Consider the following 13096-nt stretch of genomic DNA (forward strand, 5'->3'; position numbering starts at 1 on the left):
CGCGACGGGGCCGGTGAAGGCGCGGCGGGGCCAGTGAAGGCGCGGCGGGGCCGGTGAAGGCGCGGCGGGGCCGGTCGACTTCCGGCCATCGATAGTGACAGGTTCTGGTCAAGGGCTTTCCAAGTGCCGGACTCCTCCTGTCTCCGGTGGTCGGGTCGTCCCCGACGGCTGTATCCGTGCCCGTTCGGGAGGACCTGGTGTCAGTACCGACCCGCAAGAGACGTTGGTTCACGATCTGTGCCATCACCGCATCCGCCGCACTCGTGGCGATACCCGCCGGCGCCGCGCCCGGCGGAGGCAGCAGCCCCTTCGGGGCCCGGGCACTGGCTCAACTGGCCGCCGAGCGAGGGCAGTCGGTGGGTGCCGTCAGCCCAGAGGCGAAAGCCGGGGACGACGACGGCGGCGGTGACGACGGCAACGAGGCCGATGAGATAGCCGAGGGCGCGGACCAGTACGCCGAGGCCCGCACCTCACCCGGCATCGTCGCACCGGGCGCGTACGGGGCCGCCTGGACGAGTCTGACCAACCTGCCGAGCACCGGCGGAAGTTGGCGCAACATCACCGACCTGCCGTACAACTCCGACGACCCGCGCTACCGCGACTACGACTCCAACTCCAGCGGCGGCTCGGGCAATGTCACCGGCCGGATGGCCGCGATGGCCGCCGACGACGACGGGTACGTGTACGCGGGCAGCGCGGGCGGCGGAGTGTGGCGCTCGCACAGCGGTGGCGGTCACTGGCAGCCCATCAGTGACAAGCTGCCCTCGCAGTCCACCGGCGCGCTCGCGCTGGACGGCGCCGGGCGGCTGTGGCTGGGCACCGGCGAGGCGACGACCAACGCGGACGCGTATCTCGGCAGCGGCGTCTACGTCCTGTCGAACCCGCGCCATGGCACCTTCTCCTCCCGCAGCCGGGTCGGCGGCGACGAGCTGGAGTCCACCACCATCCACGAACTGCGCTTCGGCGGCGGCAAGGTGTGGGCGGCGACCAGCGAGGGCGTCTGGAGCCACTCCACGAAGAGGCTCAGCGGCGCCTGGAAGCTGGAGTTCACACCCAACCCCGACTATCTGCCGGGCGGTTCCCTCGCGAACGACGACTCGGCCGCGTACAAGAACATCGCCAACGACATCGCGATCGACCCGAAGGACCCCTCCAAGGTGGTCCTCGCGGTCGGCTGGCGCAGCGGCGACGACTACAACGGCTTCTACACCAAGGGCGCAGGCGGCACCTGGACCCGGATCACGAGCGGCCTGGGTGACCTGCCCGCCGACGCGGACGACGTCGGCAACGTCACCTTCGCCCGTTCCGCCGACGGCTCCCGCTACTACGCCATCGACCAGTCCCCGGAGCAGCTGAACACCAACCCGGACAGCGGTCTGGAGGGCATCTACGTCTCCAAGTCCGGCTCTCCCACCGGCCCCTGGACGAAGATCGCCGACTACCAGGGCCTGGCCGCCGACGGCTCGGCGCTGACCTCCAGCGGCTACATGCCGGGCGTGCAGGCCTGGTACAACCAGTTCCTGGCCGTCGACCCGGCGAACGCGGAGCACGTGTACGCGGGCCTGGAGGAGGTCTACGAGACCAAGGACGGCGGCAGCAGCTGGTCGACCGTCGGCCCCTACTGGAACTTCGGCTTCCCCTGCTGGAGCATCGACCCGACCAAGCAGACGGGCGACTGCAACCCCACCACCCACTCCGACCAGCACGGCGTCGCGATCGGCAGCTACCACGGCAGGAGCTTCGTCTACGTCGGCAACGACGGCGGCGTCTACAAACGCCCTCTCAGCGGCTCACAGGACACCTCCGGGCACGCCACCGACTGGACCTCGCTCAACGACGGCACCATCGACACCCTCCAGTACTACTCGGTGGGCGTCGGCAAGGACCTGACCTACGGCGGGGTGTCCGTCACCGGTGGCCTCCAGGACAACGGCCAGTCCATCCTGCGCAGCAACGACAAGGTCATGGGCTCCGACTTCGGCGGCGACGGCGGCGACACCCTCACCGACCCGGCCGACGGCTGCAACATCGCAGAGGAGTACGTCTACCTCGCCATCCAGGTGACCCAGAACTGCGCCGTGAATGACGGGAGTTGGGTCACCGACTCCAGCAAGATCACGTCGTACAACGTGGCTCCCGCCGACAACGCCACCGGTGAGGCCCGCTTCATCGCCCCGATCACGGCCGACGCGAAGAACAGCTCGACCTGGATCGCCGGCGGCCGCCACATCTGGGTCCAGACCCACGGCTACGCCATCCGCAGCGGCGACGAGTGGACCAGCGTCTACGACCTCGGCGCCGGGCGTACCGCGACCGCCGTCGCGGCCTCGGGCGGCAAGGTGTACGCGGCCTGGTGCGGGCCCTGCAACAACCAGGGCTTCGCCCGCGGCATCTCCGTCGGCAACGCGGACGGGACCGGCTGGCACGACATCAGCCTCCCGGCCACCGGCGCGGACGGCACCGTACCCAACCGCTACCTCGCCGGCTTCGCCGTCGACCCCAAGAACGCCGACCACGTCTACCTCGCGGTCAACGGCTTCTCCCGGCACTGGACCGAAGGCCCCGGTGCCGGTGTCGGCCACGTCTTCGAGTCCACCGACGGCGGCACCACCTGGAAGGACATCTCGAAGAACCTGCCCGACGTGCCGACGAACTCCGCGGTCGTCACACCGAACGGCGGCCTCGCAGTCGCCACCGACCTCGGCGTCGTCTACCGCGCGCCGGGCCGTACGACCTGGCAGCGTGTCGGGAACCTCCCGGCCGTCGCCGTGCTCCAGCTCAAGCTGAGCCCGGACGGCAGGACGCTGTACGCGGCGACCCACGGCCGCGGCATCTACACGATCGACGTGCGCGACTGCCACTGACGCGGCGACGTCGCAGGGGTGGTCCCGGATTGCCGGGGTCACCCCTGCGTCGTGTACGGCACCACGCTCACGTGCAGCGTAAAGGCGACCTTCGCCGCACCCGCCACATCCGGCGCCTTCGCCGACGCGGTGACCTGGGCCGCACCGGCCCGGGTCCCCGCACACCGCAGCGAGGCGTGGGACGTACCGTCCGCGTCCACCCGCCATCCGGACGCCAGGACGAGAACCGGCGCGGAACTCCGCACGGCCGTCCACCGCTTGTCATCCGTGCGAGGCCGCAGGACGAGCGACACCACAGTCCCGGGCCGTACACAGAGCCGCTGTTCGACCGCGTCACCAGGACTGACGGTGACCTCCGTATGCCCAGCGGCACACCTCCGCGGCGCAGGGGAGGGACTGGTGGCCGACACCGACGGGCTCCCCCCGGTCTGGCTTGCAGACGGCGCTGCCGGCGTGTGCGTCGACGCACTGGCCGACGGCCCCGCCGAGTTGTCGTTCTCCGACGGTCCTCCCACCGATCCGCCACCTTCCGACGCGTGGCACCCCGCCAGGACAACCACCACGGCGACCATCCATCCCCCGGCCCACCACCGCATCCCAGCACCTCCCGGCCCGCGCGTACGCCCGAGATGTTCCGTCACTGCCGAGCCGCCCTCCGTGTGCTCCCGCGACGACGCCCTTCCGGCCAACGCTCGATTCCCGAACTCGGTCGCCCGCCGGCCACGTAGAGCGGTCCTCCACGCCTCCGAGTCGACGACGTGCCCACAGCATGCCCTCATGACCGGCAAACCACGGTCAACAGCGGTGCGATCCCACACCCCCGGGCGCCACACTGGAGCGCATATGCCCAGGTCAGAAGCGCTCCGGCTCCCCAAGCGCCATCGCTTCCCAAGCTGAGAGCGCGAGTTCGATTCTCGTCACCCGCTCCAGAGAGAAACCCCAGGTCGGTGGCCTGAGGTTTGTTTGTTGTGGGTGACGTGCCCTCTGCGTGCGGCGCGATGGGCCGACCAGACCTCCTTGGAGGACAGGTTCAACCGTGACGGCGAAGACAGCCTCACCCACCTGTTACACCGGTGCAAGGCGGTTCCGAGGGGGTGCCGTCCGGGAGGTCTTCGCGTTCGCTTTCGGTGAAGGGACGGTCCACGTACTTGCACAGGTGCCTGAACCAGGTGTCGGGGGCCAGAGCGAAGGCTGTGCGTCGGCCCTGGCTCTCCACGATCAGCTGTGTGCCTCGCACGACCGCCGTGGAATAGGAGCCGGTCGGAATGGTGCCGATGTGGGTGCCGTCGGGGCTCCACAGTTTGTACATGTCCACGAGGTCCGCCTCGGCTGTGATCACCGTTCCGTTGTTCGTCACACCCGTGATCCTGTCGTTCGTGTTCATCACGATGGGTGTGCCGACGGGGGCCTTCTTCTCCAGATCCCAGCGGTGCAGCCGGCCGTCGTTGTGGGCCACCGCCAGGTACCGGCCGTCCGGGGAGAAGGCCAGGTTGTTGTTGTCGTCCCCGTCGAAGGCCCAGCCGACCTCATCGCCCTTCAACGCCAGCGTCCGTCTGCGGGTCCGCAGGTCCCAGATCTGGATCGTGCCCTGGTCCCCGTCGTCGGGCGTCACCACGGCGACTTGCTGCGGATGGCTCGGACGGGCCACGATCTGGCTCCTGACAGGGGGAAAGGTCTGGACTCGCGGTGAGGGGTCGACCGTCAGCGGTTCTCCTGTCTGCACACCCCGCTCCGCGTCCACCCGGAGCAGGCTGCCGCTCTGGGTCAGGACGACGACGTCGCCGTCGGGCAGGGGTTCGATCCAGCTGATGAGCCCCTCCTCTTCGCCGGTTTCCCGGCCCGCGTGCAACGGCACGTCGACGCGGTCGGACAACGCGTCGGCGTCGTACACATGCAGGTGTGTACCGCGCTCCCGCGCGAGCACGACCTGCTTGCTGTCCCGCGTCCATACGAGGCTCGGCTCGCCCTCGCCGAACCCGGCCGGCAGCTCGCCGACGGTGGTGGTGCCGCGCACCAGATCCAGCACCTCCACCTCGCGCTCCGTCAACCGCGCGACCCGCCGGCCGTCCGGTGACATGGCCGACGCGACCGAGTTCTCGATGTCGAGTCGGGGTGCGGCGGGCACATGGGGCGCGTAGGCCACGACAAGGGTGTTCCCGACCGGGGACAGCACGGTCAGCCCGCCCTCCTCGCCCGGGGCGATGGCGAACTTCGGGTCCTGGTAGCCCGGCTCCTCGTCCAGGGGCAGGCGGGTCACATACGTGTCGCCCGTGTCCAGCCTGCCGAATGTCAGGTCGGCGTAGTCGTATGCGGCGACCGCGTCATCCTCGTAGCCGTATGTGCCAGTGGCGTCGGTGAAGCGCCAGTCATCGGACGTGTCGTCAGCGGGGAGATCGCGCAGCACGCCTCCCGTTCGGAGGTCGCGCAGCACGGAGCCGTCGGGTGTCCCGGCGTCCTCGGAGTCGGTCGTCGTGACCTCGACGGTGTCGGGATCCTCTCCGAAACGCACGCTCTGGTCTCCCGCGGTCGACACCACCGTGTCCGCCACCGGCAGCGACTCGAGACCTCCCAGGCCCCACACATCAAGGAAGACCCTCGGCTTCGCGCCCTTGTCGCCCGGGGTGTGGAGGTCGAGGAACCGCAGCAGCCGACTGCCGTCGGCGCTGAAGGCCAGTTCGACGCTCACCCTGTCACGCCCGCCCGTGAGCCGTTCCCCGAGGCGGGTCGGCTCGCTACCCCGTCCGTCCAGTCGCCACAGCCATACCGTGCCGTCGGGCATTGACGCGGCATAGTGTCGCCCGTCGGGGCTGATCGCGCCGCGCTGCTCGGTTTTGGGCACGCCCTTGAGCGTGTAGTGCCGCGGCGTGCCGTCCAGTGCGCCGGTCACGACCGACACTTCGTACGGGTCGGCGTTTTCGGGCTTGGAGCGCACTGCGAGGACGCGGCCGTCCGGGGTGGCGTCCAGATCCTGGACCCGGCCCCTCCACAGGCCGGTGTGGAGGCCGCGTGTGTACAGGGCCCGTACGTGCTGTACGAGCAGAGCCTCCCGCGCCTGCGGCGTCTGGTCTGCGTGCCAGGCGGCGAGCGCCAACTGCACCGCCGTGCCGGGTTCCTGGGCCTGTCGGCTGCCCGACTCCTCCGCGAGCGCGCGGGACGCGAGGGTGCGCAGCTGGGTCTTGAGCTCCCGGCCGGTGTTCCAGGCGATCGCGCCCAGCGTCCCCGCCACCAACAGGAGCGCCATCAGCAGCGCACCTCCCGCCAGCAGCCTGCGGACGGTTCGCTGCGCGTAACGGCGGCCCGTCTCGATGTAAGCACGCTCGTCCGCCGTCACGTCCTCGGGCCGCCCCTGGAGCCACTCCTCGCCCTCGGCGAGAGTCTTGCCACGCTGCAAGGCCCCCGCTTCCCTGCCCTTCGCCTCCCAGCGCGCCATGTCCGTACGCAGTTGCTCCTGCCACTGCCGGAAGTTCCTGCTGTCGTCCAGCCATACGCGCAGCTTGGGCCACAGTCGCGTGAGGGCCTCGTGCGTGAGGTCGACGATCTCCGTGCCCTCAGCCGTTCTGCCGATGACAACCAGCTTCCCGCGCGCGAGGCGACGGGCGAGCGCCACGGCAGCCGGATCGAGCTGGGCGGGGGAGACGGCACGGCGGGTGTATCCGCCCCGGTCGTCGGGACGGGCCAGTTGCACGAACAGCCTGCGCGCGACGGCCTCTTCGGTCGCCGGCACGTGCGTGCTGTAGGCGTCGTCCGCGTAGCCCACCAGGGTTCCGGCAACACCACCGAGCTCGTCGTAGGCGGCGTGGGTGAGCATGAAGCGTTGACGCCGTTCCCAGAGCCTGGTGAGAGTGAACTCCACCAACGGCATCCTGCCGGGCTCGTCCGCGGCGTCCTCGACGATGCGCTCGGCGAGCCCGGGCTCCAGCCACAGCCCCGGTACGGCGTCGACGGGACCCGTGACCGCGCGATACAGATTCTCCGCGTCGAGCGGGGCGAGGAAGAGGACGGCATCGCTCAGCGAGCCGGATGTCCGAGAGGTCAGCAGGACGTCGAGGGATTCCTGCCGCGCGGTGGCCACGGCACGCAGGCCGCGCCCGGCACTCGGGCTCCCGGTCAGCGCGAGGAGGAGACTGAACAGGGTGTGCGCGGCCGACGGTTCGGCGCCGACGTACTCCTCCAGTTGATCGACGACGATCAGGTGGCCGCCCTGGCCGGCACGCTCTTCGAGCGAGGCGCGCAGAGCGGCGACGGCCTGCGCGGTTCGGCCGCCGTCCGCTCCGGCCTGCTCCACGGCCCCGGCAGGACCGCCGGACGTACCGCCCAGCAGCCGCGCCAGCTCCCCCGCCTTGCTCAGCCGGTCGACCTCCCCGACCCCCGGCCCCAGGACCGGGACGAGCGCGTGCGCCAGCAGCATCTCAGGCGGTGTACCGGGCACGGGGCGCAGAACGGTCACGTGCATACCGTCTGCCCGGAGGCGCGGCAGCAGACCGGCGCGGATCAGTGAGGACTTGCCGCTTCCCGAGGGGCCGACGACCACTGTGAGGGGGCGCTCAGCGATCGATGCGGCAAGCCTCTCGGTGTCGTCCTCGCGTCCGTGGAAGAACGCGGTGTCCTCTTCCTCGAACACATCGAGGCCGCGGAACGGACATGTAGGGCGCAGTACCTCCTCGTCCACGAGCGCGGCGGAGGGAACGAGGAACGCGGTGCCCGCCAGGTCGCCGCGACCGGCCGCCACGGCCACCCCGACGACACCGCCCTGCACGTCGTCCCACACCGCCGCGCCGCTGTAGCCGTTGGTCACCTGCGGGCCACCGTGGCCGGTGTCCATCTGCACCCAGCCCGCGCCCTGAATGCTCCGCAGCGTGCCGGTCGCCCACACCCCGTGGTCGCCGCCGCCGGGAAACCCGTACGCGCGAAACGAGTGCCCCCAGACAGACGTCCCGTCTACCAGCGGCACCGGACGGGCGTGGGGCACGGGTGTGTCGAGACGCAGCAGGGCCACGTCGCCGCTGTCGTCCTCCAGCACCGGCTGCCAGGAGACGACCCGGGCACGCCGGGTCGGAACGCCTCCGTCCGCGTCGCGCAGCAGCGGGAACTCCACCTGTACGGCCTCGGAGGGCGAGGCCACGGTGTCCCGCGGGAGCCCCAGCGCGTCCACGACGACGTGCGCGCAGGTGCAGACGATGTCGGCCGCCACGAGAAAACCCGCCCCCGCGACCTCATCGGCGCCCCCTATGCGGACGAGGCCCGATTCCAGCGCCGCTTCACCCCGTAACGCTGTCATGTACACCATTATCCAGGGTCGCGGGCGTCCCACTCCAGACTCACGGCGAAGTTGGCCTCGCTCGCCGCCCTCGCCACCACGACGCCGGCTTCCGCGGACAGCTTGATCCCGAACTCCACGGTCACCGAGTCGGGCCGACTCGCCAGGTCCCGGACACTGTCGGCCACCGCCTCGATCGCAGGTCTGATGTGCGCGAGCGCCTCCTGGAGGGTATGCGCCGAGCCTCGGACGACCTCGGACACCGATCCACGGCCCACGCGGTCGATCCCACTGTCCTGCTGCCCATCGACCTCGACCCGCACCGCGGTCCCGTCGCTGAGCCGCATCTCCCCGATCCGCGTCACGCCGTCCGTCCCTTGCACTCGAAGATCGTCACGAACCCACCCGGCCATCAACTCGCCGAGCTTATAAGGACCTTCGCCGACGACGGCTCCGTCATCGTTCGATCGCGGCAGGCGAACCCCGGCCCGTGGAGGCGGAGATCCGCCTTGGCTGCGCCGGACAGCCTCAGGCCGATCACATTCTTTCGGCAGACCTTCGGCCGGACCTGCCTGAAGCCGACCGAAGGGCAGCGGGGGTGCGGCCGGTCGGCGCAGCCCCGAGCGGGTGAGCGGGTGGCGCTCGAGGAACTACCGCCGGTGAACGCCGCGCAGCTCCTGATCGAAACCGGTGCACTCGCCCGCATGCCGGCCCAGAGGCCGGCAAATGAGCCGAGGGCCTGAGCGCCGGCTGTTCCGGTCGATACGCCGTTCGTCCCTGGCACCCCAAGAGCTGACGACGCTGAAGGTCACCGTCCCACTGGTCGATGCCTGGTTCGACGACGCACACAGGACGCTAGAAAAATTTACCCAAACCATATTGACTTGGGGCATTTATCGTGGATGGTGAGTAGTAGACCACAACACCGGAAGGGCCACAAAGTCGGTGAGGACGTCTAGTCGGCGGAGTGACTTGGACAGGATGTGGTTCAGGCCCCCGGCAAGCCGGCGCGATACCGAGGCAACAGTGACGACTGAAGCTTCAGGACACGCGCAGCACTACCGGGGACTGTTTTTTGCCCTCGGAGCCTTTATGTGCGCCTGACCGCGGTGCGAAGGCTTCAGTCACTCTGCGTCCATGTCGGGCTGGATCTGCACGGTGAAGGCCGCGTCCTCGCAGGCCGTCGCCTTCCTTGCCCTCCCAGACGATCACGCACACGTACCTCCGTCCGGTGCCGCGTACCTCCCACTCGGTCGGTGACGACGAGGGCGGTGACGTACTCGGCGTCCTCTTCGGGATCGTCGGTGGTGATGGCTCCCCGCCAGCGCTCGGGATGGCCGCCGTAGGGACGCCAGCCCTGCGAGCCGTGCGGCTCGTCGACCCGGTACACCCAGCCCTTCTCGGTGTCCATGGCGCCGATCCTTCCACTCGGAGAACCCCATGCGCCGCATCGGATCGACGCTCGCCGAGCGTGGGCCGACCGGCTACGACAACTGCCCTGGCGGCATCGAGCCGGAGGACACGGCGGGACGTCCTCGTGGCGCGGGCGGCCTCGCCTGCCCCGCGTACGCCGACATCCGTGGCGCCGTGCATCGACGGCGCCGCAGCGACCTGTGCGCTCGCGAAGGCTCCCCGAAGTCGGACATCCGAACCAGCCTGGCCAAGCGCAGAGCCCGCTCGTGCCCGCCCGCTGCCCGCTGTTCCTCGAATCCGTGCCCACAGCGTGCCCGTAAGAACGGTCAACCACGGTCAACGGCGGTGTGACCAGGTCCGCGCAAGGGCGCCAGCACACCATATCCATACAGGTCAGCAGGCATGTGGGCGCCCAAGCGCCGTCGCTTCCCAAGCTGAGAGCGCGAGTTCGATTCTCGTCACCCGCTCCAGAGAGAAACCCCAGGTCGGTGGCCTGGGGTTTGTTTGTTGTCTAGTCCAATTTGAGGGTTTCGTGCCCTCCGAGTGCCCTAAGCCGACGCTCGGGGGTTGCCGCAGGGCCCCAAGGCGCCTCTTCCTGGTGCGGTGCCTGCGAAGTCGCTTCAGTGAATGGTGAGTTCGCCGCTGTCTCGTCTACGACAGGTGCACTTGGGACGCGTTGGCCTTCGCTCGCCGCAAGCCCGGCCTCGACCGGGCGCGGCGCTGCGGGGCCTGACCGTGCCGCTGTCCTGGAGTCGCAGCGATCTTCCCGACGGCCGGTGTCGTGGTCGGGCTCGGCGGTCGCGTCCCTGGCTCTCGCGTTCGCTGCGCTGCACCTCGGCGGCGGCCCGCGCGCCCTGGGTCTGGTGCTCGCAGCGGGTGTCGTACCGCAGCTCGCGGTGTTGCCGGTCGGTGGTGTCGCGGCCGCAGCCGTGGTCACCACCACCGGCTGCCGGTCGGGGGGCTTCAGCAAAGCCATGAATCGAACGGATGTCGGAGCTCGGTGGAGGGAGCGGGAGCGAGGATCGGAGAGGCTGATCGCGCGCAGCAAGCTGTCGCCGCGGTCGAGGAGCCAGGGCACCCAGCGCTCCTCCGGTGCGACCGGAACGCCGTCGTGCAGGAGGGCGGCGATGCCCGTTCGGCAGTCGGTCGGTGATCGACCTGAACATTGAAATGTCATGATTCAGGCAAGAAGGACAGTGAATCGGCCGAATGAAGCTGCAAACAGGGCGATGAGCGCCTCAGTCCGGTGACGATGGGTTCGGCGTGGGCCGCCTCGACCGGACTGGGGAGGACGAATGGGCAAGCAGGTCAAGTGTGGGTCGACTCAGACCAAGACCGGCAAACGGTGCCAGAAGCCGGCGATGATCGGCTACTCCCGCTGCCAGGTGCACCGAGGTGATTGGACTCCGCCGCAACGCAAGAAGACGAAGAAGCGCTGACCTGAGGTCTGCTTGTCCGGATGTCTCGAAGCCGTGCGAGGGATCGTGTGCGGGGCGGAGAGCCTGCTGCTCGCCATCCGTCTCGGAGAACAGCCCCGGAGCAGTGATGCCCCGGGGCTGAGGGGTCGACACGGCCTTCTGTTCAGCCGGAGTGGTTGAGCACGTTTCCGTTCACGCAGTGGTTGAGGGCGTCCCCGGCCGATGCGCCGCCCACCGGAACCACGGCCAGTTCCTGGAAGCACACCGCGGCCCCGCTGAAGTTCCAGTTGTTCGCGGCGTTCACGCCGGAGCCGAAGTTGCTGTCGTTGTCGGCGTGAGCCGGAGCGGCGAGGGCAAGGGCGGCGGCCGACAGCGCGGTCAGCATCATGATCTTCTTCATGCCCGGCCAACGAACCGGGACTCATGAGGAAACGCCGTCGCGGGGGAGGGGGGTGCCCTATGGGTTTCGTCAACCTGTGGGGGCGGGTTGGGGGTCGTAGAAAGTGCTGTCTCGGAGCATGGCGTAGAGCACGTCGGCTCGGAGCACGAGCTGCGGGTCGCCGTGCCGTGCCGGGCGACGAGCCAGGCGGAGGCGTCGCCCTGACCGCCGTAGTAGTACGCCTTGGGGTCGGGCATCCAACCGGGCCCGGAGCCGGCGGGAGGGCGACCACCTCCGGCCGGCCGGAGTCTCGGCGTGATCCCTTGCACCGTTAGCCGGGCATTACTGCGGCCACCCACCTCAGCCAACGGCGAAGGGCTCACGAGGTGAACGAACGCGACGGCGGCTCTGGGCTCACACGTCGATGAGGACCTTGCCCACTGCTCCCTTCTCGACCGCGATGTGCGCGTCCGCGGTGCGTTCCAGCGGGAAGCGGTGCAACGGCAGGCCCGCCTCCTCGCCCACGCGCAGCGACCCGTCGGCGAGGGCGGCGGTGATGGCAGCGACGGCATCCCGCTTGGCCTCGGCCGGCATGGTGTAGACGAGCACGCCCTGGAAGCGCAGGTTGCCGAAGAACGTCCAGCGGGGCAGCGCCACCTCGGCGCCGTCGTCGTAGTACGCGACGACGGCGTTCTGTGCGGCCACCGAGACGTCGAGCTCCGCGTTCGCCGCCATGGCGACCTCCACGACGATGTCGACACCGTCCGGGGCCACCCGGCGGATCGCCGCCGCCGCGTCCTGGGCCTTGTAGTCGACGACGTAGTGTGCACCGGCGGCCTCGGCCAGACGCGCCTTGAACGGGCTGCTGACGGTGGTCACCACGGTCGCCCCCGCCCAGCGCGCCAGCTGGATCGCCATGTTGCCGACCGCGCCCGCACCGCCGGCGACCAGCACCGTACGACCGCGGAGCGCGCCGGGGCCGAGCCGGGCCGGGCCGCCGTCCCGCACGGTGAGGGCGCGGTGGGCCGTCATCGCGGGGATGGCGATGCTCGCACCGAGGTCGAGGGAGGCGTTGTCGGGCAGCGGTACGGCCTGTCCCTCGGGGAGCACCACGTACTCCTGCGCGGTGCCGTCCGGGCGCTGCCAGGCGGCCTCCCAGATCCAGACGCGCTGGCCGGTCCTTCCCGGGGCGACACCCTCCCCGACCGCGTCGATCAGTCCGGCGCCGTCCTGGTTGGGCACCTGCTCGCCCTCGTCCTGCGGCCCGCCCGTGCGCACCTTCCAGTCCGTCGGGTTCACCCCGGACACCTCGACCCGTACCCGTACCTCGCCCGGTCCCGGCTCCGGCAGGGGACGCTCGGTCAGGCGCAGCACCTCAGGGCCGCCACCTTCCGTGTACACGATGGCTTTCATGATCTGCACAAGGTCCGGCCAAGCCGGTTTCTTCCCGGCCCGCACCTCAGGCCCGCTCGGCCTCCTGCCACAACACGGCGGTCCCGGGGGCTTACCTCCCTGGGGCTGCCGGCGTCCAGCTTGGGAGTGCCGCTCACGCAGCGGAGTCGCTGTCCGGCCCAAGGGGAATCCGGGCCAGTTCTTTCCACGTGATGATCTTCGACTTCTCGGTGTTCGTGGCAGTGACGTCAACGAGACAGACGGCGGAGATATAGGGAGGGGCGTGGCTTGGCCTGATACGACGCAACCGGCGCTGCCCCTCATCAGCGGTCCGTCGATGCCTCCGGGTCCGGTGCCCCCCTCGGATCATCAC

At 69.9% G+C, this 13096-nt stretch carries 6 protein-coding genes; 1 reads left to right on the forward strand and 5 read right to left on the reverse strand.

Translation table 11 applies throughout. The annotated features are described in order from the left end of the window. Positions 1 to 197 precede the first annotated feature (197 nt). Complete coding sequence (locus ACFWXC_RS09300) at positions 198 to 2864, forward strand: glycosyl hydrolase (RefSeq protein WP_384475550.1); 2667 nt, start codon at positions 198 to 200, stop codon at positions 2862 to 2864. Positions 2865 to 2902: 38 nt separating this feature from the next. Here ACFWXC_RS09300 and ACFWXC_RS09305 read toward each other — a convergent pair whose 3' ends face one another. From ACFWXC_RS09305 to ACFWXC_RS09325, 5 genes are all read right to left on the reverse strand, one after another. Then, positions 2903 to 3109, reverse strand: coding sequence for an acetyl-CoA synthetase (locus tag ACFWXC_RS09305; protein WP_384475553.1), 207 nt, complete (start codon positions 3107 to 3109; stop codon positions 2903 to 2905). A gap of 809 nt (positions 3110 to 3918) precedes the next feature. Further along, positions 3919 to 8142, reverse strand: coding sequence for a hypothetical protein (locus ACFWXC_RS09310; RefSeq protein WP_384475556.1), 4224 nt, complete (start codon positions 8140 to 8142; stop codon positions 3919 to 3921). Positions 8143 to 8150: 8 nt separating this feature from the next. Next, positions 8151 to 8486: a CU044_2847 family protein gene (locus ACFWXC_RS09315; protein ID WP_384475559.1), complete on the reverse strand. Its 336-nt coding sequence runs from the start codon at positions 8484 to 8486 to the stop codon at positions 8151 to 8153. A gap of 2629 nt (positions 8487 to 11115) precedes the next feature. Beyond that, a complete protein-coding gene (locus tag ACFWXC_RS09320; RefSeq protein WP_384475562.1) occupies positions 11116 to 11352 on the reverse strand; it encodes a hypothetical protein in 237 nt (78 codons plus the stop codon). Positions 11353 to 11745: 393 nt separating this feature from the next. Continuing rightward, positions 11746 to 12744: an NADPH:quinone reductase gene (locus tag ACFWXC_RS09325; protein WP_384475565.1), complete on the reverse strand. Its 999-nt coding sequence runs from the start codon at positions 12742 to 12744 to the stop codon at positions 11746 to 11748. Positions 12745 to 13096 lie beyond the last annotated feature (352 nt).

Source organism: Streptomyces sp. NPDC058683 (assembly GCF_042716195.1).
GTDB lineage: Bacteria > Actinomycetota > Actinomycetes > Streptomycetales > Streptomycetaceae > Streptomyces.